General features: G+C 60.0%; 18 protein-coding genes. 7 read left to right on the forward strand and 11 right to left on the reverse strand.

Going from position 1 to position 23,008, the window contains the following annotated elements:
• Positions 1-6: 6 nt before the first annotated feature.
• Positions 7-1,368: a RagB/SusD family nutrient uptake outer membrane protein gene (locus tag LF252_RS11805; protein ID WP_226269797.1), complete on the reverse strand. Its 1,362-nt coding sequence runs from the start codon at positions 1,366-1,368 to the stop codon at positions 7-9.
• A gap of 23 nt (positions 1,369-1,391) precedes the next feature.
• Entirely contained in the window at positions 1,392-4,442 is a 3,051-nt protein-coding gene (locus LF252_RS11810) for a SusC/RagA family TonB-linked outer membrane protein (RefSeq protein ID WP_226269798.1), read from the reverse strand.
• A 291-nt stretch (positions 4,443-4,733) separates the two neighbouring features.
• On the opposite strand from LF252_RS11810, the gene LF252_RS11815 reads away from it, so the two are divergent.
• Positions 4,734-5,909, forward strand: a complete 1,176-nt coding sequence (locus LF252_RS11815; protein WP_226269799.1) for a ribonuclease D — start codon at positions 4,734-4,736, stop codon at positions 5,907-5,909.
• A gap of 77 nt (positions 5,910-5,986) precedes the next feature.
• Here the strand turns inward: LF252_RS11815 and LF252_RS11820 are convergent, their stop codons facing one another.
• Positions 5,987-6,313, reverse strand: coding sequence for a nucleotide pyrophosphohydrolase (locus tag LF252_RS11820; protein ID WP_226269800.1), 327 nt, complete (start codon positions 6,311-6,313; stop codon positions 5,987-5,989).
• Positions 6,314-6,391: 78 nt separating this feature from the next.
• Positions 6,392-6,841 (reverse strand): D-aminoacyl-tRNA deacylase, encoded by a 450-nt coding sequence (gene dtd / locus LF252_RS11825; RefSeq protein ID WP_226269801.1) that lies wholly within the window; start codon positions 6,839-6,841, stop codon positions 6,392-6,394.
• A 196-nt stretch (positions 6,842-7,037) separates the two neighbouring features.
• Between dtd and LF252_RS11830 the strand changes: the two genes are divergently transcribed.
• The gene (locus LF252_RS11830) at positions 7,038-8,447 is read left to right on the forward strand and encodes a hypothetical protein (RefSeq protein ID WP_226269802.1); all 1,410 of its coding nucleotides are present in this window, start codon (positions 7,038-7,040) and stop codon (positions 8,445-8,447) included.
• 56 nt (positions 8,448-8,503) lie between these two features.
• On the opposite strand, the gene LF252_RS11835 is transcribed toward LF252_RS11830, so the two are convergent.
• From LF252_RS11835 to LF252_RS11850, 4 genes are all read right to left on the reverse strand, one after another.
• Entirely contained in the window at positions 8,504-9,925 is a 1,422-nt protein-coding gene (locus tag LF252_RS11835) for a hypothetical protein (RefSeq protein WP_226269803.1), read from the reverse strand.
• Between the two features lie 18 nt (positions 9,926-9,943).
• On the reverse strand, positions 9,944-11,176 hold the full coding sequence (locus LF252_RS11840; RefSeq protein WP_226269804.1) for an OmpP1/FadL family transporter: 1,233 nt from the start codon (positions 11,174-11,176) through the stop codon (positions 9,944-9,946).
• 123 nt (positions 11,177-11,299) lie between these two features.
• Positions 11,300-12,334 carry an endolytic transglycosylase MltG gene (gene mltG, locus LF252_RS11845; RefSeq protein WP_226269805.1) on the reverse strand — a complete coding sequence of 345 codons (1,035 nt, stop codon included), beginning with the start codon at positions 12,332-12,334 and terminating at the stop codon, positions 11,300-11,302.
• Between the two features lie 140 nt (positions 12,335-12,474).
• Positions 12,475-13,956, reverse strand: coding sequence for a helix-turn-helix domain-containing protein (locus LF252_RS11850; RefSeq protein ID WP_226269806.1), 1,482 nt, complete (start codon positions 13,954-13,956; stop codon positions 12,475-12,477).
• Between the two features lie 233 nt (positions 13,957-14,189).
• Here LF252_RS11850 and aceB point away from each other — a divergent pair, with 233 nt between their 5' ends.
• Both aceB and aceA read left to right on the forward strand, forming a co-directional pair.
• A complete protein-coding gene (aceB, locus tag LF252_RS11855) occupies positions 14,190-15,821 on the forward strand; it encodes a malate synthase A (RefSeq protein WP_226269807.1) in 1,632 nt (543 codons plus the stop codon).
• A gap of 252 nt (positions 15,822-16,073) precedes the next feature.
• Positions 16,074-17,360: an isocitrate lyase gene (gene aceA, locus LF252_RS11860; RefSeq protein ID WP_226269808.1), complete on the forward strand. Its 1,287-nt coding sequence runs from the start codon at positions 16,074-16,076 to the stop codon at positions 17,358-17,360.
• A gap of 259 nt (positions 17,361-17,619) precedes the next feature.
• Here aceA and LF252_RS11865 read toward each other — a convergent pair whose 3' ends face one another.
• The gene (locus tag LF252_RS11865; RefSeq protein ID WP_226269809.1) at positions 17,620-18,345 is read right to left on the reverse strand and encodes a 2-phosphosulfolactate phosphatase; all 726 of its coding nucleotides are present in this window, start codon (positions 18,343-18,345) and stop codon (positions 17,620-17,622) included.
• A 144-nt stretch (positions 18,346-18,489) separates the two neighbouring features.
• Entirely contained in the window at positions 18,490-19,596 is a 1,107-nt protein-coding gene (gcvT, locus tag LF252_RS11870; protein WP_226269810.1) for a glycine cleavage system aminomethyltransferase GcvT, read from the reverse strand.
• 196 nt (positions 19,597-19,792) lie between these two features.
• On the opposite strand from gcvT, the gene LF252_RS11875 reads away from it, so the two are divergent.
• Genes LF252_RS11875 through LF252_RS11885 form a run of 3 tightly spaced genes read left to right on the forward strand, consistent with a single transcriptional unit; the run spans position 19,793 to position 22,219 of the window.
• Entirely contained in the window at positions 19,793-20,158 is a 366-nt protein-coding gene (locus LF252_RS11875; RefSeq protein ID WP_226269811.1) for a CZB domain-containing protein, read from the forward strand.
• Positions 20,159-20,184: 26 nt separating this feature from the next.
• Positions 20,185-21,726 carry a sensor histidine kinase gene (locus LF252_RS11880; RefSeq protein WP_226269812.1) on the forward strand — a complete coding sequence of 514 codons (1,542 nt, stop codon included), beginning with the start codon at positions 20,185-20,187 and terminating at the stop codon, positions 21,724-21,726.
• Between the two features lie 49 nt (positions 21,727-21,775).
• Positions 21,776-22,219 (forward strand): response regulator, encoded by a 444-nt coding sequence (locus tag LF252_RS11885; RefSeq protein ID WP_226269813.1) that lies wholly within the window; start codon positions 21,776-21,778, stop codon positions 22,217-22,219.
• A 130-nt stretch (positions 22,220-22,349) separates the two neighbouring features.
• Here the strand turns inward: LF252_RS11885 and LF252_RS11890 are convergent, their stop codons facing one another.
• The gene (locus tag LF252_RS11890) at positions 22,350-22,925 is read right to left on the reverse strand and encodes a ribonuclease HII (protein ID WP_226269814.1); all 576 of its coding nucleotides are present in this window, start codon (positions 22,923-22,925) and stop codon (positions 22,350-22,352) included.
• Positions 22,926-23,008 lie beyond the last annotated feature (83 nt).

A 23,008-nucleotide genomic window follows, 5' to 3' on the forward strand; every position in this document is an offset into this window, starting at 1 on the left:
CACCTATTAGTATCCTTCATTCTGTACTAACCGGGGATTTACGTCGATTTCACGGCGAGGAATCGGGAAAATCAGGCGGGGTGAGTTCCACACCAAGTTCACATTCACGTTGGGCGCTGAGTTAACGATGGCCTCCTGCGTACGCTTGGCATCGTGCAGGCGGAAGCCTTCAAAGGCCAATTCCAGACGCCGCTCCCGCAGAATAGCATTAAGGGAAAGTTGAGCGCTGGTAAGTGGCGCCAAGCCTGAGCGTACCCGTACGAGGTTCAAATCAGTAAGGGCACCGGCCGTATTACCCAGCCGAAAACGTGCTTCCGCGCGCGTCAGGTACATCTCCGCCAGCCGAATCAACACGACGTTGGCATATGGGTCATCGTACTTGAGCAGGTAGTTGGTGCCACCGGAGCTGCCGAACAGGTTCAGGCGCGTATCATCCGCCTCGTAGCGGTTCAGATGCTGCTCCTGAATCTCAATATCCGCCCGACTTAACTCTGAAAAATAGGTATTTAACTCATTAATGCCATCCTGATTGGAAACCTGCAGCGAAAAGATGATTTCCGGGGAGGCTTTGGTATTCGTAAATACCGCCTCTACCGATTCATCCAGCGAGTAGCGAGTGTTGGCAATTACCTCACTGGCCGCGGCGGCAGCTTCCGTGTAGCGGCCCTGCTGCAGATATACCCGGGAAAGGATAGCCGAAGCCGCACTCCTGTTCACGAAAATACCATTGGTAACCGGTAACAGGGTTTTGGCACGCTCCAGATCCTGCAGTACCTGCGTGTATACCTCGGCAACTGTGTTTCGGGCTACCTGGTTGTCGCTACCCAGGCTGGTAGTGGGCGTAAGCACCAGGGGTACTCCGGGGTTGCTCTGCGGATTGCCATCATTCCACGCTTTAGCGTAGTAGCGCACCAAGTCAAAGTACACCAGACTCCGCACCAACAGTGCTTCCCCCTCAATGCGGTTCCGACGAGCTGCCGTTACCTTATCAATTGCGGCCAACACACTATTGGCGTTATTGATGGTGCGGTAGCCGGCCAGCCAGGATTGGGCTACGAAGGTATTGTTAACCAACAGCGCTTTACGGTAGGCTTCGTTCGGCTGGTTGAAGGTACCCACGAAGGCTAGGTCGCCAGCATCTCCCAGCAACTCTCCCATAAACTGCAGCTGCCCGCCATACAGGGCCTGAGCGCCCAGACGGTCATATACCCCCACCATGGCCGCCTCAACGTCGGCCGAAGTTTTCAGTGCGTCTTCGGCCAGTACCGTGTTGCTGGGCGTGATATCCAGCTCGTCATTACAGCTAGCCAACGGTAGCAGCCCCAGCGTGGTAGCTACCAGAAGAGAACGAACAACAGAATATTTCATGTCCAAAAAAGATCAGAGGATGATTAAAACCCGATGTTCAGCCCTACGGTGAACGTCTTGGCCTGTGGAGCAGAATAAAAGTCGTTACCCTGCGAAATATTGCTGGCGATGTAGTCGGTGTTTACTTCCGGGTCCCAGCCTTTGTAATCGGTGAATGTGAGCAGGTTCACGCCTGAGAAGAACAAACGGGCGTTGTTGATGCGGGCATATGAAGTCAACGATTTGGGAATATTAACCCCCAGCGTCACCGTCCGTAGGCGCACGTAGGATGCATCGTACAGGAAGCGCGAAGATTCGCCGACACCATTGCCGGCAAACAGACGCGCCTGAGGCACATCCGTTACATCGCCGGGGTTGCGCCAGCGCCGCAACTGGTCACGGGTCTGGTTATCGAAGCCGTTGTTGAAGCCGACTGACATAAACTTTCCGCCTCCGTCGTACACCTCATTTCCAAATACCCCCTGGAAGGTGAACGAGAAGTCAATGAGGTTGCGGAAAGTGAATGTGTTGGTAACCCCGCCAATCCATTTAGGATTCGGATTGCCCAGAATAACCCGCTGAGCAGCATTATAATCGGCTGTGGTGCTGCGGTCCAGCGAACCGTCGGCGTTGGTCGTATTCAGGTAGTACAGCGCGTCGCCATTAGCAGGGTCTACTCCGGCATATTCCACCCCGAAAAACACGCCCAGCGGCTGGCCTTCCTGCGCCCGGTTGAGGAATCCGCCCTCAATAATCTGCCCCTGCAGATTCTTTACTTTGTTGCGGTTAGCAGAGGCGTTGATGCTGGTAGACCACGTGAAATTGGTGCCTTCCAGGTTACGAGTGTTCAAGGCTACTTCCAAGCCTTTGTTTTCCAGGTCGCCTACGTTGCGGAACTGCTGGGCAAAGCCGCTGGTGCCGGGCACGTTTACGTTCAGAGCAAGGTCGGAGGTATTCTTACGATACAGGTCTATCTCACCCGTCAGGCGGCTGTTAAAGAACCCGAAATCCAACCCTACGTCCAGCTGGCTGGTCGTCTCCCATTTCAGGTCGGGGTTAGCAATCTGCACCGGTGCCTGGCCGGGTACTCCGCCGTAGCCGGCATCGGAGTACAGTGCCTGCCAGGGAAAATCCGGGAACGACTGGTTGCCCGTGATACCGTAGCTCACGCGGGGCTTGATCAGGCTGATAACCGCGTTATCTTTCAGGAAAGCTTCTTCGGTGAGTACCCACCCTACCGAAGCTGCCGGGAAGAAACCGAACTGGTTATTGCTGCCAAAACGCGAAGAACCATCGGCCCGGAAGCTGGCGTTGATCAGGTATCGGTTGCTGAAGATGTAGTTGGCCCGGCCAAACCACGATACCAGAGAGCTTTCCGTGCGCGACGATGAGCCGGCACTAATCAGGGCAGCGCTGGCAATCTGTTTGTACGCGTCGCTGGGGAACTGCTGGCCGGATACGCTGTTAGATTTCACCCGCCGCTTCTCGAATGAGAAACCGCCTACCAGCTCTAGGCTGTGCTGCTCGCCCAGTACCGGCCGGAACGTAGCGAAGTTGTTGGTAATGAAGCGGCCGTTAGTTACCGTACGGTTGGTCCCATTGCCATTGTCGGCGAAGGAGGTATTACGGGCCGTCAGACGACCGTAATAGGAATCTTCTTCTTGGCTGAGCAGGTCAACGCCCAGCTCCGAGCGGAAGGAAAGCTGCTTGGTAAAGTTCAGCTGCCCGTAAATATTACCCAGGTTACGGTAAACTGTAGCCAGATAAGAAGCCCCAATGGTATTCAGCAACGGGTTGTAGTATACCGGGAAGTTGGTATTTGGCAGTCCCGTTGCGTTGTCCAGCGCCCCACTGATTTGGTTGGTGCGCGGGTCTATCAGCGGTGTGATGGGCGACAGCGCCACAATCTGCATAGGATTGGAAAACGCGTTATCGGCAGCTAGACGCTTATTTTCTGTGCGGCTGAGGGAGTAATTGAGGCCCAGCGAGAAGAAATCCGACGCTTTATGGTCGAGGTTGGTACGTGTGGTAATCCGCTTGAACTGGTTACCCACCAGAATACCTTTCTGGTCGCTATATCCCCCTGAAACGTAAAATTTCGTTTTATCAGAGCCCCCGTTTGCACTCAGATCAATCTGATGAAACGGAGCTGACTGAAATACTTCTTCCTGCCAGTCGGTACCGTAGGCCAGCACATTCGTGTTGCCGGCAGCGTAGCGTTGCAGGCGCGTCTCAGCAAAAGCAGTCAAACCCACATTCGCGGCCGACTCCCGCACCAAGTCCACGTATTCGGTGGGATTGAGAAAGTCCCGCTTGCGGGTAGGCGTACTGGTACCGGTCTGGTAGCTCAGGTTGAAACGCGTGGCCCCTTCCCGGCCGCGCTTCGTGGTAATCAGCACTACCCCATTGGATGCCCGTGAGCCGTAAATGGCCGAAGCGGCGGCATCTTTCAGAATGCTGATGGATTCAATATCATTGGCATTCAGGTCAGCAATTGGGTTCGTTTCGGCGCTGATACCCGACTGGCTTTCCGAGATAATCGGCACCCCATCTACCACGTACAGCGGCTGGTTGCCACCACTCACCGAAGTGGCACCCCGCACTCGTACTTTGATACCCTGCCCTAATTTTCCGCTACTGTTCTCAATGAACACCCCGGCGGCTTTACCCTGAATAGCCTGCTCAAAAGAAGGAACAGGCGTATTCTGCACGTCTTTGCCCCCGAGCTGCACGATAGAGCCCGTAATATCGGCCTTGGCCTGGGTGCCATAGCCTACTACCACCGCCTCGCCCAACTCAGTCGCACTGCTTTTCAACGTTGCGTTAATGCTGGTACGGTCCCCTACTACTACGTTCTGAGTTTCGAAGCCAATAGAACTTAACACCAGCGTAGCTCCGGGTTGTACCGATAGGGTAAAGCTACCATCGGCACCAGTACTGGTACCATTGCTGGTGCCGCGCTCCAGCACCGTTACCCCTGGCAGATTGGAGCCAGTGGCATCTGTTACGCGTCCGCTCACTATGCGCGTCTGGGCTGTGGCAGCAGTTGCCACGAGCACACCACACGCCAGCGGAATGAGAAAATGTTTTTTCATACACGTTTGACCCTCCTTAGGCCGTATTGAGTGAAAAATACCGGCTGAAACGCCGAAACAGGAAAATTATGCGGCCGGTTACTACCGCGGAAAATCGGATATAAACGTCTGCAAACGCTATATCCTCATAAGCAAATGTATATAGTTTGCAACAAGTCTGCTTATTGAGTGTCTATTCGAATTTAGTACGCCCCGTTACCGGCAGTTAGCTTCCGATTCTGGCACTTCCTACCTTTACCCTACCTTGGAGGCCCGCAAACCTTCATTTCACCCCTCGATTTCTCGTAGTTAATGCCCGATATCCAGTATATCACCGATGCCGCGGCCGTTGCGCAGGTTGCGGAAACCGTTCATCAGCAGCCGCGCATTGCCATTGATTTGGAGTTTGATGATATGCGCTACCGCTACGGCCGCAACCTGGCGCTTATCCAGCTGTTCGACGGCAACACGGTGTTCCTCATCGATCCGCTAGCCCTTACCAACCCGGCCCAGGAGCTCGAACCGCTCTGGGCCGTACTCCGCGACCCGCAAGTAGCCAAGGTGTTCCACAGCTGCAAGTCGGATATTCTGCTGCTGGATGAGCTATACAACGTGCACGTGCGCCACATTGTGGATACCAGCGTGCAGTACACCTTACTGGCCGAATCTGACAATAACATCTCTCTGGGCCGGCTCATTCAGCAGGAACTGGGCATTGAGGTAGACAAGGGCGAGCAGAAATCCAACTGGCTGAAACGCCCCCTCACGGACGCTCAGATGCAGTATGCCGCCAACGACGTGCTCTACCTGTTTGAGCTGACCGACCGGCTACAAGCCAAGCTGGACGCCTTGGGCCGCACCGCCTGGGCCGCCCAGGAAAACGAAGCCCTGGAAGAAGTACGCTACTCCCGCGACGAGCGGCCCTACCTGCGCTTGGCGGGCAAATACCGCATTCAGCCCCAGGAATTGCCCATGTTCCGGGACCTGTTTCTGCTGCGCGACGAGGTGGCCCGTCACATCGACCGGCCCTCGTACATGGTGGCCAGCAACGACCGGCTAGCCGAGCTTACCCGCCTGCCCGTAACCAGCTCAGGCCATTTGCGCAACGCCCCCGGCCTGCACCCCGAGCTTAAGCGTAGCCCCTTTGCCGAGCGGCTGGTGAACCTGTCCCAGGAAGACCGGCAGCCGGAGCCTCCGCAGTCATTGGAGCAGCGCCGCTTCCCGTTTCGCCGCCGCCTCACCGGGGCCAAAGCCGCCCAGGCCGATGCCCGCGAGGCCTTGCTGATGTCGCTGAAAACCCATCTGGCCGAAGACCACAGCCCCATTATGGCCAACCTGGTGCTGAGCAACCGCCTCATTGCCGATATAATTGAGCAGGGCGCCGATGCTTCCCTGCGCCCCTGGCAACACGCGCTGCTGCTGGAAACCGCCCAGCGCCACGGCCTGGATTTCGGGCAGGTAGCCGGCCCTTTTGATTTCAAGAGCTAGCCTTTCTCAGAACACGAAAAAAGCCGGCCGCTCCACTACCAAGCGTAGGGGCGGCCGGCTTTTTTGTGCAGTAAGTGCTACCGCAATTTCTCGTTTTGCTGGTGGCGGGTGGCGTCGCGCTGGGTTTTCTTGGTGAGGTTGCGCTGCAGGGCTTCCGTGAGGTTTACGCCGGTTTGGTTGGCGAGGCAGATAACCACGAACAGCACATCCGCCAGCTCGTCGGCCAGCACTTTATCTTTGTCGGACTCTTTAAAGGACTGCTCGCCGTACTGCCGGGCAATGATGCGGGCTACTTCTCCCACTTCCTCCGTGAGCATGGCCATGTTGGTCAGTTCATTGAAATATCGGACGCCGGTAGTCTGAATCCAGGTATCAACGGTTTGCTGGGCTTCTTCGATGGTCATGAGCGAAGGTGAAGTGGTGAAAGGTGCAGCGGTGAAAATAGTGCTGGTTCACAATTCACACCTTCATCTTTTATCATTTCAATCTTGCGGCGAGTCCAGCACGATGGTAACGGGGCCGTCGTTGAGCAGCTCCACCTGCATATCAGCCCCAAACTCGCCGGTGGCCACTGGCTGGCCCAGCAGGCTGCTCACCTGCTGCACAAACTGCTCGTAAAGCGGTACGGCAATAGGTGGCGGTGCGGCCCCAATGTAGCTGGGGCGGTTGCCTTTGCGGGCATCGGCTAGCAGTGTGAACTGACTAACTACCAGCACCTCCCCTTTTATATCCTGCACTGAGCGGTTCATCTTGCCTTCGTCATCGGAAAATATCCGGAGCTGGGTCAGCTTACGCGCCATCCAGTCGAGGCGGGCCGCTGTATCGTCGGGGGCAAAACCCGCCAGCACGAGCAGGCCGGGGCCAATCTGTCCCGTGATGCGGCCATCTACTGTTACACGGGCGTGCCGCACCCGCTGAATTACACAACGCATCTGCTTTTACTTGTTTTCTTGGTGCTGCAAATACGGCGGTATCGCCGGGAATCGGCAATATTCACCTGGAAAAATCCGGCGTAGCAGACTGCTGCCACTGCCCGGCTCACTCATTGGCATGACGCTTCGCCCCTTCTCCACATCTTCTGCACCAAAATCTGCGTGGTGGCTGGCTGCCCTAATTCTTCTAGCACCTGTGCGGCTGCACGGCCTGGCCGGGGCCGCCCTGCCCGATTACGATTCCGTGCGGAATTGGCAGATTGTGCAGGAGGTGGCCGAGGGAAACTTACGGCACCTGTTTCACCACGGTAGCCCGGCCTTCGCGTTGGTGTACGCCCCGGTAGCATGGCTCACTACCGACTACCGGGTTTTCCAGCACCTGAATGCCTTGGTGGCGGTGGCTGCCCTGGGCCTGCTGAGCCGCGTGGTAGCGCGGCTGACCCAGTTGCCCGACTGGCAGGCCGGGCTTCTAGTGCTGCTGATGGGCACCAGCGTGTTCCTCACCTTTTCAGGCCGGGACTTTACCATGAGTTCCTGGAGCCTGCTGTGTTTTGCCGGGCTGCTGGGTGCGTATCAGCGCCGCCTGCAGCAGCCCGGCCCGACTACTTTGTACCGAGCCGCTGGTTGGCTGGTACTGGGCTTGTGCTTCAACTACAAATTCCTGCTCACGCTCCCTATTCTGGCCGTGCTGGAGTGGTGGCAGGCCGATGGGCTGTTGTGGCGGAACGGCCACTGGTGGCGGGTGCTGCTGCTGCTACTGCTACCTTACGTAGTCCTGGGCAGTGTCGGTGTTGCGGCCGGGCTGCGCTGGTATGTGTGGCCAGCCATCTATTACAAAGTGGCTTTCCCGGATGCGGCCAACGCGGCGGGCCGGGGTGCCACGCTACGGCCCGATTTTCTGTACTACCTGCGCTACCTCTGGGATTTTGAATCGGGGCTGGTGTGGCTGGGGCTGTTGGGGCCGCTGTGGCAGCTTCGGCAGGTACGGCGCGGCGCTCCGCTTCCGCCGGAGCTGTACTTGGCAGTGTGGGGGTGGTGCCTGCTGGCGGGTATGTCGTTGCTGGTGAAAGCGCCCCGGGGGCTGCTGTGGGCCTACGGGCTGTGGTACGCCTTGGCGCTGCTGCAGTTGCGGCGGTTACCTGCCGGGGCACTGATCAGCGTCGTTACTGTTGCCATCGGGCTGAATCTATACCGGATTCAGCGCGAAATCTACGCCTATTCACCTACCAATTATCCAAAGCTGGTGGGCTGGCTGGAAGGCCAGGGCGAGGGGCCGATTGTCAGCACCGTAGGGCTGGGTTTTGCCCCATTCTGGAGTCCGGTGCATTCCATTGAGGCCATATTGGACGAACGGCAACTGCCGGCTCACTACCAACGAGGAAAACGCTACGTGTTACTGGATGCTTACTGGCGGGTGGCCAACATTCGGCATTTCCGGCACTTGCAACAGCGGCAGCCGGTAGCGGCCTGGCCCGAGCCGATGCTGACCTGCCCCTTACTGTTTCTGGAGCACTCGGAGTTTACCGGGCTGGGATACACCGAAACGCTGCAGCTCCAGCAAGCCGCCGCCCGTGATACGCTGCAGTTGCGGCTGTTTCCGCTCTAAACGCAACAAGGCCCCGCCGAAGCAGGGCCTTGCCAGAAATTGAATGCTATTGCGCCCTACTGCGGCCGGGCCGTAGTGGGTAGCGCGTTGGGGTCAACGAAGGGGATGTTGGCCTGGTAGTTCCGGTTGATGGCCCGAATGAAGGCATTGGCCAACAGGGCGTTGCCCCTGGGGGTCAGCGAGTACAGGTCAAGCGAGTAGAAATTGCCGCGCACCGGCTCCGACGAATATTCCACACCATTTACCGAAATACGATTGTTCACCTGCGTGAACAGCTCATTTTCCAGGTCCACCGTGGGCAGCTTATATTCTACTTCAGCCAAGCGCTTCAGTTCCGTACTCAGGGCTATTATCTGTGGCCCTACTTTGTTGTATTCCAGATAGTCCAGCACATATTTCGACTCGATAGGCGCGCGCTTGCTGAGGCCGTACCCTACCGTGCGGGTGCCGCCGCCCGGCAGCGTTACCGTGCGCGAAGCCCCCAGCTGCTGCAGGCCGGCCGGCAGAATGTAGTCACTGGCCGAAATGGCCCGCACCTCCCGGATTACCGTGGAATATGCCACCGACGAGGTTACGTAAATAGAATCAGGGCTGGCTCCCTGGGTCAGGCTGCTCCGGATTCCATCCTTTCCTCCCAAACGCAGCACCGGCAGGTTCTGCAAGGTGGGCAGTAAGGCAATGATACCCTGGCGGCCGCCGACTGTGAGGCGGTCCAGCACTTTCTTCGCGTTGGCGTTCAGCGTAGCTGAAACGGGCGGCGTAATGCACTCTCCACCGCTCAGCACGTAGGGCAGCGCATCGCCCAGGCCCATGAAGAACGTGAAGAACGTGGCCGACGACGAGGCGTCCGTTACCGTCTGCAGGTAGGTGCGGTTATCGTTGGTAGGCAGCAGCCGCTCGAAATACGAGTTGAAGCTGCCGTAGCGGGACTGGTTGGCGGTATTGCCCAAGCCAGCCACTTCAATTTGCGCCAGACCCAGACCCGGCACACCCAGGTTTTGGCTAAGGGGCGAAGCAGGCGCTTGCGCGTACAGGAACGTGGTATCAGGGCCGCCACAGGCCGCGGCATTTATGGAGTAGGTACCGCGCACGGCCCGGTTGCGGGCCACGTACGTAGTTTGGGGTAAGCCCCGGTCACTGATACCGCGCAGCGTTAGGTAGCCCGTGCCTACACCCGCCGGTAGTACGCCCTGCGTAAAGGTGGCCGCGGGGTTGATGCGAATGAGCTGCTGGGCAATCAGATTGGGATATGCGTACTGCTGGCCGGTGGCGGTCAGGCCCCCGTCGCTGATGCCGGCGGTGTAGCCGTCACCCACCGCGAGGTATTTGTACACATCCAGCGTACCGGCACTAGGCGTGGGCTCCGATTGATCGGGCGAGCAACCCACAGCCAACAGGCTCAGCGTGAGTGGCAACAGAGTGGCGCGCAGCGTCCGGCCAGACATCCGTTCTGCTGCAGAAAGAGAAAAGCGTTGCATAAGAGAAGTCAGGAGCGGTTATTTTTTGGAGCCAAACGAGTAGGAAACCCCAGCAGCCAGCGTGTGCACCAGCGTGCGGTAGTTACCCGCAATGTTGGGCGACTGATACTGGGTGCGGTTCACCCGGGCGGTGCGTTTGCCGGCCACATCCAGCCCGTAGCCCAGGTCCAGCATCACGCGGCTCAGGCGCAGGCTTACGCCCAGCGAGCCACCCAGCCGGTTACCATCAGGGAGCTCTGGCGAAATAAACTCGTCACGGATGGGCGTTTCGTCGTAGCTCACGCCGGCCCGCACCTGCAAATCGTTGGAAACGGCGTACTCACTGCCCACCCGAAACGACATGGCATCCTCGTAGCGGCGGCCCTGGCGTACTTGCGGGCCGGTTTCGGTTTTAAAGTTGAGCGAATCGTAGCTGCTCCAGCCCGTGAGGGCGAAGTCGAAGGTTACCAGCAGCTTCTTGGTCATTTGGTCGGCCAGGCCTACCGACAGCGTGGACGGCAGTTTTACTCGCGTAGTGAAGTTGCTGGCCGGATACCGGGCAGCATCCAGCATGGGCACGTTCTGGTACTCCGCTTTGCCGTTGTCCATTTTCAAGGAAACGGGCCCCCGGAAGCTGATGCCAAACGACAAATCGTCGCCGGTACGGCCGTACATACCCAGGCTGTAGCCGATGCCGCTGCCGCTAGCCTGGTAGCGGGCCGTGGCCCCCAAGTCGTCGTACTGACCAAGGCCCCGCTCCCGCTTCAGGTTGCCGTAAGCGTAGATGAACCCGGCCCCCAGGCTGAAATTATCGTTGATTTTGAAGGCAGCCGTGGGCTGCACGAAAACCGTGTGCAGGCTAGCTGAACGCACCAAGCTGCTGCCTTCCCACTGACGCGGCCACTGCGTGTCGTACCCGAAGGGTGTGTTGATGCTCAAGCCAACTTTCACCCGGTCGGCGATGGGGTGCGAGGCATAGAAATAGCCGCCCGGCAAAATAGCCAGATCCTGCACCGTCTGCCGGCGTGAGTCAGTACCCAAAAATGAGGTGGTGCGGGCCGTGCCCAGTCCGCCGAAGCTCAGGTGCGTGAGCGAATCCAGGTGCCCCAGAATACCGGGGTTGTAGAAAATAGCGGAGGCGTCGCGGGCGTAGGCCGTGGCCGCGCCACCGAGTCCTACCAAACGGGCTCCTTGCGGCCCATTCTGAAAACCGCCCGCCAGGGCCGCACTCGAAACAAACAAAAAACCAACGGAGAGGAAACGTCGCGTCATGCAGGCAGTTTTTCGGATAATAGGCTGCAAAGGTAGCTGGAATTCAGCTGAATTAGGAGAGGTTAATGAAGAGAGCTGAATCAGCCGGGTAGCCGCTTTTATGGCTGTCTTTTAGTGCCTTATTTATCTCTTAATGTTGAGGCTGTCTAGCCAGTGCTGGTAGCGCCGGGCATTTTTCTTGTGCTCGGCAAAGGTTTCGGCAAAGTCAGAAAAACCGCTCCCGTCGGGCCTGGCGCAGAAGAACACGTACTTGTGCTGAGCAGGCTTGAGCACGGCATCCAGGCTCTGGCGGTTGGCCGAGGTGATAGGGCCGGGCGGCAGGCCTTTGTGCTTGTAAGTGTTGTAGGGCGAGTCCACCAGCTTGTCCTTGTTGAGCACGCGCTTTACCCCGAAGTTGCCGATGGCCCAGAGCAGCGTAGGGTCGGCCTGCAGGCGCATGCCCCGGCGCAGGCGGTTAAGGTAGGCTCCGGCAATAAGTGGCTTATCGGTTTTCTGGGCGGTTTCGCGCTGCACGATACTGGCCAGTACGTGCACCTCGGTGGGGCTGAGCTGCAATGAATCGGCGCGGCGCCGACGCTCGGGCGTCCAGAAGCGGCGGTGGGTGGCGGCCGCCGAGTCAAGAAACTGCCGGGCCGAGGTGTTCCAGAGGAGGCGGTAAGGCCCAGGCAGGAACAGGGTGAGTATGGTGGTGGTATCGAGCTGGTAGCGCCGCTGCAAATAGGCGTTGTCGCGCAGCAGCCGGCGCAGACTTACCGAGTCGGTTTCGAGCTGACGGGCTACCTGACGGGCCAGCTGGGGCTTGTACTTGAAAGCATCGAGGGTGAAGGCCACCGTATCCTGCTCGCCCCGGCGCAGCATTTCTACCAGCGCCCGGTTGCCCATGCCCGGCCGCAGCAGATACCGCCCCGGCCGCACCTGGCTGGGATAGTCCTGCCAGCGCGCCACCCGGTCGAACAGGGCCTCATCGTGCAGCAGCTCGTACTTGCGCAGGGAGTCCAGCACGGCCCCATAGCCAGAACCCGTGCGAATGTACAGGTACGCCGGCCCGAACGCCGAGTACCGCACGTTGGGCTTCCAGAGCGAGTACCACGCCCCGCCTAGCCCCGCCAGCACGGCCACGCTCAGCGTTAGCAGGAAAATCAGCCAGAATTTACGCAAATGGTCAGTTGATTATACTGTCATCCTGAGCGGAGCGAAGGACCTTACCACGTTGTAACGAATCTGTTTAGACGTGAGAAGGTCCTTCGCTCCGCTCAGGATGACAGCTGTTCACTTTTCAGGACAACCCCAATTCTGCCTTACTGATTCACCAGCGCGGCTACGGCGGCTTCCAGCTCCTGCTGGCGCTGGCGGCGCTCAATTTCCACGGGGGCGGCGGCGCGCACTTCGCAGTTGGGGATGGTGCACCGCTCGCAGGTTTCGTTTACTTCCTTCTGCACAATAGCCGCATCGTCGAGGAAGCGCACCTTCTGGCGCAGGGTGTCGTCGCAGAGCAGGCCCACGGTGACGCTCACGGCGGGCTCAGTGGCCGAGCCGGCGCGGGCCAGCGTGAGACACAGGTACTCGTCGCCGTTGGGGTACAGGGAGCGTTGGGCGCCCAGCGTGTAGTTGGGCGCGTTGCTGGCGGGCTGCTGGCGCAGCTCGGCAATCAGGCGCAGGGAAATCCAACGGCGGCAGTAGTGCTCGTGCAGCTCGTTGCCGTGGGGGTTGTGCAGGCGCGAAAGGTGCAGCTCCTTGGTGAGCTTGTAAGCCGCCGACGAGTTGGCCTGGTCGAAACGCAGGAAAAACAGGCTCTGGATGCCGAAGTGCCGGGGCAGCAGGTTGGTAATGCGCTGCATGAACATCTCCGGCGACACGGCATACTTCGTGAGCAAATCCAGCAGCAAGGCCGGCTCCCACTTTTTGGCGTTGAAAAACCGGGTAATGTCGCGCACCAGTGCTTCCTCCTCCATCAGCAGCGCGCCAGCAAAGTAGCTGGCCTTGAAGTTGTTGAGCACTTCCTCAAAGGAGCGCACCGGGAACGAGGCATTCACGTAGGGCCGCTCCTTGAGGCCCACATAGTTAAAGGCCACCTCCCGGCCCAGCACGAAGCCCTCCTGGGCCCCGCTCAGGCCCTGGCGCAGCAGCAGGCGGCGCTGCTTGGGCTGAAACACGGAGCGTAGGCGGCCCAGGTGCACGTACTCATCCAGCCCAGTGCGGTCGATGGTGTAGCCGTACTTCTGCACCAGCACCCGCTCCAACTGGGTGCGGTCGAAGGGTGCGGCGGCCTGCAGCTTGTGCTCCACCAGGAAAGTGCGCACGTCCTGCTCCAGCTCCTCGAAGTAGTTGTCGTGCATCTCCTGGAAGGAGCGCAGCGCGGCCAGGAAGAAGTTTTCCTGGCGCATCTCGTAGTTGCGGGCAATTTCGAAGAGCGTGCTGATAAAGGCGTTCATCTTGGCCGGCGCGTCGGCAATCAGCTCCACAATGCGCAGCGGGTCCAGCCCGAACATATCCAGCGGAAACTCCTTCAGCAAATCCGACTGCAGCAGCTCGGAAATGGGCTCCAGGCGGCGGCTCAGCGTGAGAGAGGTGAGCTGGTCGTAGGTGACGCCCAGCACCTTGCTCAGGCTCAGAATCTTGTCGGCCTTAGGGTACTTCTTGCCTTTCTCAATCTCGTTGAGGTACGACACCGATACGTCGCAGGCGCGGGCCAGCTCGGCGGGCGTGAAGCCGCGCTCCTGGCGCAGCTCGCGCAGCTTCAGGCCAAAAATTAACCGGACAACCTGGCCGTGACTCAGCATGGAAAACGGGTGGTAAAGTACAAAGAGGGCAAAAGGGAGCAGCCGGGCTGGCCGAAGCGTGCTGTATTTGCACACGTGCCGCTGTTCCCCGCAATACTTCGCAAATCTACGCCTTTGGGCTCGTTCTGAAAAATTAGCGAATTTTCGCTTGTTATATAAAATTCGCTTTCGTACGTTTGAAGTGTTCACCCGGAACGCCTTTCCTATCTGCCACTTACCTAACCGCCTTGCTTATGTCGCCCTTTGCCGAACTGCAGACGCTGGTACCCTCGCCCACTTTTCTCACTCCCGAGCGGGTGAAGGTGCTGGGCAGCTTCTCGCCCGAGTACGCCGAAATCCTGACGCCCTCGGCCCTGGCCTTCGTGGCCGAGCTGCACCGCCGCTTCGACGCCACCCGCCGGGCGCTGCTGCAGCGGCGCGCGGAGCGGCAGCGCGAGTTTGAAGCTGGTCAGCTGCCCGACTTTCTGCCCGAAACCCGCCTCATCCGCGAAAAACCCTGGACGGTGGCCCCCCTGCCCGCCGATTTGCTGGACCGCCGCGTGGAAATTACCGGGCCGGTGGAGCGCAAAATGATTATCAACGCCCTGAACTCGGGGGCCAAGGTGTTCATGGCCGACCTGGAGGATTCCAACTCGCCCACCTGGGCCAACGTGGTGGAGGGCCAGCGCAACCTGCGCGACGCCGTACGCCGCACCATCTCGCTGAGCACGCCCACCAAGGAGTACCGCCTCAACGAGCAAACCGCCGTGCTGATGGTGCGCCCCCGGGGCTGGCATCTGCTGGAAAAGCACGTGCTGGTAGACGGGGAGCCCATCAGCGCCTCGCTGTTCGACTTCGGGCTGTACTACTTCCACAACGCCCACGAGCTGTGCGCCCGGGGCACGGCCCCCTACTTCTACCTGCCCAAACTAGAAAGCCACCTCGAAGCCCGCCTCTGGAACGACGTGTTCGGGTTTGCGCAGTGGTCGTTGAAGCAGCCCAAATGCACCATCAAGGCCACCGTGCTGATTGAGACGCTGCCGGCCGCTTTCGAGCTGAACGAGATTCTGTGGGAGCTGCGGGAGCACTCGGCGGGCCTGAACTGCGGGCGGTGGGACTATATCTTCAGCTACATCAAGCGGCTGGGGCTGAACCCCAAGTTCCGGCTGCCCAACCGCGCCGAGGTAACCATGACAGTGCCGTTTATGGCCGCCTACTCGCAGCTGGTTATCCAGACCTGCCACCGCCGGGGCGTTCACGCCATGGGCGGCATGGCCGCCCAGATTCCCATTAAAAACGACCCCGAAGCCAACGAAACGGCCCTGGAGAAAGTGCGCCAGGACAAAATCCGGGAAGCCCGTAACGGCCACGATGGTACCTGGGTGGCCCACCCCGGCCTGGTGCCAGTGGCCCTGGACGTGTTCAACGAGCTGATGCCCCAACCCAACCAGCTGGACAACAAGCGCGACGACGTGCACGTGACGGCCCAGGACCTGGTGCGCGCCCCCGTGGGCTCCATCACCGAAGCCGGCCTGCGCCTGAACATCGACGTGGCGGTGCAGTACCTGGAGTCGTGGCTGCGGGGCAACGGCTGTGTGCCGATTTACAACCTGATGGAGGACGCCGCCACCGCCGAAATCAGCCGGGCCCAGGTGTGGCAGTGGCTGCACACGCCCGGCACCACCCTCGATGACGGCCGCCCCGTGACGGTGGAGCTGTACCGCAGCCTGGTGCCGCCCGTGCTGGAGCATATCCGCCAGCAAGTGGGCCCCGCCCAGTACGACGCCGGCCGCTACCTGGAAGCCGCCCGCCTGTTCGACCGGCTGGTGATGAGCGAGAAGTTCATCGAATTCCTGACCGTGCCAGCCTACGAGCAGTTGGCCTAGAACAACCAACTCCCCTCCTTGCAAAGGAGGGGACGCCGTGCCGAAGGCGCGGCTGGGGTGGTTGTTTCGCGTGCTGATGTTGTTTGGTTGAACGACCCCAGCAACACGGTTCAACGAGTCAACCACCCCTGACCCCTCCTTTCCAAGGAGGGGAACAAAACCCTAATTCCAGCTTAAAAAAGCCGCTTTGCCAGCCGGCCGGGCCGCGCTTTGCCTTCACTTTCCCTACCTCTTCCTTAACCCCTTACCCGTATGAACAAGCAGGAACAGATTGCCGCATTGCAACAGGATTGGGCCACGAATCCGCGCTGGCGGGGTATTGAGCGGCCGTATTCGGCCGAGGATGTGCTGAAGCTGCGCGGCTCGGTGCAGATTGAGTACACGCTGGCCCGCCGCGGGGCCGAGCGGCTGTGGCAGCAGCTACACACGGAGGAATACGTGGCCGGGCTGGGGGCCCTCACCGGCAACCAGGCCATTCAGGAGGTGCAGGCCGGGCTAAAGGCCATTTACCTGAGCGGCTGGCAGGTGGCCGCCGATGCCAACGGGGCCGGCCACATGTACCCCGACCAAAGCCTCTACCCCGCCGACTCGGTACCCAGCGTAGTGCGCCGCATCAACAACGCCCTGCTCCGCGCCGACCAGATTCAGAGCGTATCGGGTGAGGGCTCGGTGCACTGGCTGGTGCCCATCGTGGCCGATGCCGAGGCTGGTTTCGGGGGCAATCTGAATGCTTTCGAACTGATGAAGATGATGATTGAGGCCGGGGCCGCCGGGGTGCATTTCGAGGACCAGCTGTCATCAGCCAAGAAGTGCGGCCACCTGGGCGGCAAGGTGCTGGTGCCTACGCAGGAGGCCATCAACAAGCTGGTAGCCGCCCGCCTCGCCGCCGACGTGCTGGGCGTGCCCACGCTGGTAGTAGCCCGCACCGACGCCGACGCCGCCGACCTACTCACCTCCGACGTGGACCCGCGCGACCAGCCTTTCGTGCTGCAGGAAGCCGAGCGTACCTCCGAGGGCTTTTTCCGGGTGCGCTGCGGCGTGGAGGCCGGCATTGCCCGCGGCCTGGCCTACGCCCCCTACGCCGACCTTATCTGGATGGAAACCTCCCACCCCGACCTGGCGCAGGCCCGCCAGTTTGCCGAGGGCATCCACGCCCAGTTCCCTGGTAAGCTGCTGGCCTACAACTGCTCCCCTTCGTTCAACTGGGCCGCCAAGCTGAGCCAGCAGGAAATGAGCACGTTCCGCGAGGAGCTGGCCGCTATGGGCTACAAGTTCCAGTTCATCACCCTGGCCGGCTTCCACGCCCTCAACACCAGCATGTTTGAGCTGGCTACGGCCTACCGGGAGCAGGGCATGGCCGGCTACTCCGAGCTGCAGCAGCGCGAGTTTGCCCTCCAGCAGCACGGTTTCCGGGCCGTGAAGCACCAGGTCTTCGTGGGCACCGGCTACTTCGATGCCGTGCAGAACGTGGTAACCAGCGGCCAGGCCAGCACCGCCGCCCTTGTCGGCAGCACCGAGGAAGCCCAGTTTAACCACTGATTACACGGATTTCTCGACGGAGTATGCGGATTTTGTGGACGATTGTAGCACACGCTTTAGCTTGTGCCGGGGCCGGGCCGCGTGCACGATTGTAGCACACGCTTCAGCTTGTGTCGGGCGCCGAATCCTGCTCAGAAATTGGGCTATCAATAAAAACAGGCTTGCCGTGTGGCAAGCCTGTTTTATTGTCTCTAAGAATTAAAAGACGGTTCACGGCACAAGCTAAAGCGTGTGCTACATGCTCTGCTACATGCGGTGATTAGGCCGTGATGCGGCCGTTTTCGAACACAGGCACCAAGTCGTATTCGTCCTGGCGGATGCAGAACTCCATGTCTTTGTGGGCTTCGAGGCTGTTGAGGCGGCGCACGTGGGCTGATTGGAGCAGGTAGCCGGCCAGGTCAGGCTCGGCAGCGTGCCACAGGTCGAGGGCGGCCAGGGTGGCGTCGGAGCTGGTGGTGTCGAAATCGGCTTGCAGACGGGCGGCCAGGGCCCCGCCGAACAGGGTGTCTTCGAGGCAGAACTTGCCTTTCCAGCCGGCGCATACCACTACCACGTCTTTGTTCAGGCGGCGCAGGTGGTCGGCCACGGCCCCGAGGTTCAGGAACGCGCCCACCACTAGTTCATCGGCGGCGGCGGAGAGGTGCAGCGCCCGGGTGCCGTTGGTGGTGGTAATGGCCACGGCCCGGCCCCGCACGGGCACCACGCCATCGAGGTAGCCGAAGGGCGAGTTACCCAGGTCCACGCCCTCGGCCTGGCGGCCGTCCCGCTCGGCGGCGGTGAGGTAGCCAGCCGCGGCCTGGGCCCGGCACGCCTCCAGCTCACTGAACGGCACCAGATGCGTAACGCCCTGGGCCAGCGCCGTGACGATGCTACTGGTGGCCCGCAGCACGTCCACCACCACGGCCACTTTACCGCGCAGGTCGTACAGCGGCAGCAGTTCGGGCGAGAAGCACACGTCGAGGGAGGGGAGTTGAGAAGCTGACATAACTGATGGTTAGGAAACAGAACGTCATTCCGAGCAGAGCGAGGAATCTCGCGTGCTGACGTTGCAGAAGTAACTTTCTGACATCAGCACGCGAGATTCCTCGCTCTGCTCGGAATGACGGTGTATTAGGGTTTGGTTTCAGGTTTACGCCTCCTCGGTGCCGGGCACGAAGGGGAGCTTGGTAACAGTAGCGGGCAGATTTTTGCCGCGCACCTGCACAAAAATCTGGCTACCGGGCTTGCTCAGCTCGGTTTTCACGTAGCCCAGGCCCACGCCCTTACTCAGGCTCGGCGACTGGGTGCCGCTGGTTACTTCGCCAATTACCTCGCCGGCCTCGTTCACCAGCGGGTAGTGGCTGCGCGGGATGCCGGGGCCGTCCATCAGGAAGCCCACCAGCTTGCGCTCCACGCCGGCATCCTTCTGGGCCTTCAGGCTTTCGGAGTTGGTGAAGTCCTTGGTGAATTTGGTAATCCAGCCCAGGCCGGCTTCCAGGGGCGAGGTCGTGTCGGTGATATCGTTGCCGTAGAGGCAGTAGCCCATTTCCAGCCGCAGCGTATCGCGGGCACCCAGGCCGATGGGCTTGAGGCCGTAGGGCTGGCCGGCCGTCATGACGGCTTCCCATACCTGCTGGGCGTACTGGTTGGGCACGTACAGTTCGAAGCCGCCCGCACCGGTGTAGCCCGTGGCCGAAATGATTACGTCGGGGGCACCGGCGAAGGTGCCTTGCACGAAGGAGTAGTAGGGAATGGCCGACAGGTCGGCGTCGGTGAGGCTTTGCAGAGCGGCGGTAGCCTTAGGGCCCTGCACGGCAAACAGGCTCATCTCATCCGACAGGTTCTGCATATCGGCGCCCTCGGTGTTGAACTGCTGAATCCAGGCCCAGTCCTTCTCAATGTTGGAGGCGTTAACCACCAGCAGGTAGTCTTCCTCGGCCAGCATGTACACCAGCAGGTCGTCTACGATACCGCCCTGCTGGTTGGGCAGGCAGCTGTACTGGGCTTTGCCGGGGGTGAGCTTGCTGGCATCGTTGCTGGTTACGCGCTGAATCAGGCTTAGGGCGTGGGGGCCGCGCACCCGGAACTCGCCCATGTGCGACACGTCGAAGATGCCCACGGCCCGGCGCACGGTGTGGTGCTCTTCCAGGTCGGAGGAGTAGCGCACGGGCATGTTGTAGCCCGCGAAGGGCACCATTTTGGCACCCAGCTGCTGGTGCACATCATTGAGCGGAACGGTTTTGAGCGACTCGGACATGGGGTGGAATGAGATTGGGAGGTGAATGCGCGGCGGGCACCGAAGCGCCCCTCGTTGGCCGGGCGAAAGTAGCCAATAATGCCCGGCCAACCGCCCCGCTTTCCGGTTATCTTTGCCAGAATGGTTCAGCTTTTGCCAGGGCAGGCGGCGCAGTTCTGCCGCCATCTCCTGCTCAGCTACCAGCCATTCTTCCTTTATGATTGATGATCTGAAACAGGAATTTGACGCTGCCCGCATCAAGCACCTGCACTTTAAATCCAAGCTCCGCTCGTTTCTGTACGGCAGCAGCACGGCCGAAGCCCCCATCCGTAACCCGCAGCAGTGCTCCTTCGGGCAGTGGATTGCTCAATACCTGTTGGCCCGCTACGCCCACTTGCCCGAAAGCCAGCAACTCGACCAAGTTCACGACCAGATTCACCAGGAAGCCAACCGCCTGATGGATATGGTCCAGCGTGGCCAGCGCGACGAAGCCATTAGCGGGATGGCCGAAATCAATCAACTCGCCGACCAGATTATACGGCTACTCCGTACGTTGGAGGAAAAAATCCGTACTGGGCGTTAAGTGTCCTGCTCTGCTGCCGTTTCTGCATGAAGTTTAAGCTCTCTACCAAAATATTTGCGGGCTTCCTGGTTATTTCCGTGCTGTTTGCGGCAGTAGTGGCCATTAACTACCAGTTGTCGAGAGCTGTGCTGCGCAACTCCCAGCGGGTGGAACGCTCCCAGCGCATCACGGGGGAGGCCACCACCCTCATGCGCAACATCATCGACATGGAAACTGGCTTCCGGGGCTACCTGCTCATTGGCAATGCGGTGGTGCTGGATCCTTACTACGAAGGCGAGCGAAACCTGCTGGGCCGTTTTGCGCAACTGCGCAACGAGCTGACGCTGGGCACCCCGCAGTACGAGCGGATGGTGCGGGCCCAGTACCTGTTTCAGCAGTGGGCCGCCTACTCGCACTTATTGATTAGCGAAAAGCGGGAAGCCCTGCGGCGCAACCCCAACCAAACCGGCCTCGATGGCCTGGAGCACCGCAACCTCACCACCGACCTCACCGGCAAAAAGCTGATGGACCAGATTCGGGTGCTGTTTGCTGTCTTCGACCAGGAAGAGGCTGATATCCGGGTGAAGCAGCGCATGAAACTGCAGAGCAGCATCCGCGAAACCCGCATCCTTTCCGTTACCATCACCCTCACAACTATTTTCTTGGGGCTGCTGTACGCGGCCTACATCGTGCGGCTGTTTTCGCGGCGCATCCGGGGTATGGTGCAGCAGGCCCAGCGCATTGCCAACGGCGACTACACGGCCCAGGCGCCGGATACGGCCAGCGACGAGCTAACCAAATTGTCGGAGTCGCTGAACGTGATGACTGAAACCATCAACACCAACATCCGGCAGCTGGAGCGCCGCAACCAGGAACTGGACCAATTCGCCTACGTGGTATCGCACGATTTGAAAGCGCCGCTACGGGGAATTGAAACGGCCTCGCGCTGGATTGAGGAAGACATGGGCCAGGAGCTGCCCGACCACATTCGGGAGTTTCTGCAACTGATGCGGACCCGGGTGCGGCGCATGGAAAACCTCATTACCGGCATTCTGGACTTAGCCCGGGTGGGCCGGGTGCCCCAGGCCGATGAAGCCGTTTTTGTACGCCAGCTCCTGCGCGAAATCATTGAATCGTTGGAGTTGCCGGCTGGCTTTGAGGTAGAGCTGCCGTTTTACCTGCCCACCATTCATACCAACCGGGTGCAGCTGCAGCAAGTGTTTACCAACCTCATCAGCAACGCGGCCAAGTACCACCACCAGCCGGAGCACGGCGTGGTGCGCATTGGCTGCGTGGAGGGCCCCAAGTTCTACACGTTTTCCGTGGCGGATAATGGCCCCGGCATTGCCCCGGAGTACCACGAGCGGATTTTTGTGATTTTCCAGACCCTAACGGAGCGCGACACGCTGGAAAGCACGGGTGTAGGACTGGCTATTGTAAAGAAAATTGTGGAGCGCCAGGGTGGTTCTATCCACGTTGAATCTACTGAGGGACAGGGGGCTACTTTCATCTTCACCTGGCCCAAAGAGCCCCCGCGCCGCAACGAGGAACCGCAGAAGACCCGGCCAAAATCCGCCCTCCTGCGTTAATAGCCGTATAAGCTGACGGCCGCAGATGGCCTTTACCCGGTAAGCATCCATGAACCCTGAAGCCGACCAACCCAGCATCCTTCTGGTAGAAGATGACCAGATGGATATTATGAACGTGCAGCGGGAGCTGCGCAAGCATAACGTAACCGTACCTCTATACGTGGCCCGTAACGGCCGCGAGGCCCTAAACATGCTGCGCGGCGAGGGCGGGCAGGAGCAGATTCCGAAACCCAGCGTGGTTATGCTCGACCTGAATATGCCCCGCATGAATGGCCTGGAACTACTGGAAACGCTGCGCTCCGACCCCGATTTTGTGGGTCTGAACGTGTTTATCACCACCACTTCCGACCTGGAAACCGACCGGCTCAAAGCTCAGGACCTAGCCGTGAGTGGCTACATCATCAAACCCCTGAGCTTCGAGAGTTTTGGGGAAGGCGGCACTTCGGTAGATGGCTTCAGCCTATTCCTCGATTTGCTGCGTCTGAAGGAGTAGCGCTCCACTTTCAGCGTAAGACTTAATACAGCAAAGGACCTTACCACGCCAGCACGAGCCGTATAGGCGGCTTGTTCTCGCGTGGTAAGGTCCTTCTCTTTGTTCGATGTAAGCCACTGAGGCAGTGCCGCTATAGCAGCCGGAAGCCCATCCGGTGGTGCTCGGTGGGGCCGAACTCCCGGATGGCAGCCCGGTGCTGGGCCGTAGGATACCCAGCGTTCTGCTCCCAGCCGTAATGCGGGTACAGCGCCGCCAGCTCGGTCATCCGCTCGTCGCGGAAGGTTTTGGCCAGCACCGAGGCCGCCGCAATGGAGCGGTACAGCCCGTCGCCGCCCACAATGCACGTGTGGGGCAGCGTGGCGTGAGCCCGAAACCGGTTGCCATCCACCAATAAATGCGTAGGCGGGGTGCCCAGTTGCGCCACGGCGCGGTGCATGGCTAGGTAGCTGGCCTGGGCAATATTAATGCTGGCAATTTCCTCGGGCGAGGCTTCAGCCACGGCCCAGGCCACGGCCTCCTGGCAAATTTCAGCCCGCACCAATTCCCGCCGCCGGGCCGTCATCTGCTTGGAATCGTTGAGGTACTGCGGGGCAAAATCGGGCGGCAGAATAACGGCCGCCGCAAACACGGGGCCGGCTAGGCAGCCGCGGCCTGCTTCATCAAGGCCCGCCTCCAGGGGCTCGCCGGTATGCGAAACTCGTAACATACTGGCAAAAGTACGGTCCACGGGCAGTTATTGCCGCGCCCGTAGCTGGCCTGCATACGGCAAAAAGCCTCCGCGGTGGCCGT

The sequence above is a fragment of the Hymenobacter pini genome, from assembly GCF_020421205.1.
Lineage (GTDB): Bacteria > Bacteroidota > Bacteroidia > Cytophagales > Hymenobacteraceae > Hymenobacter > Hymenobacter pini.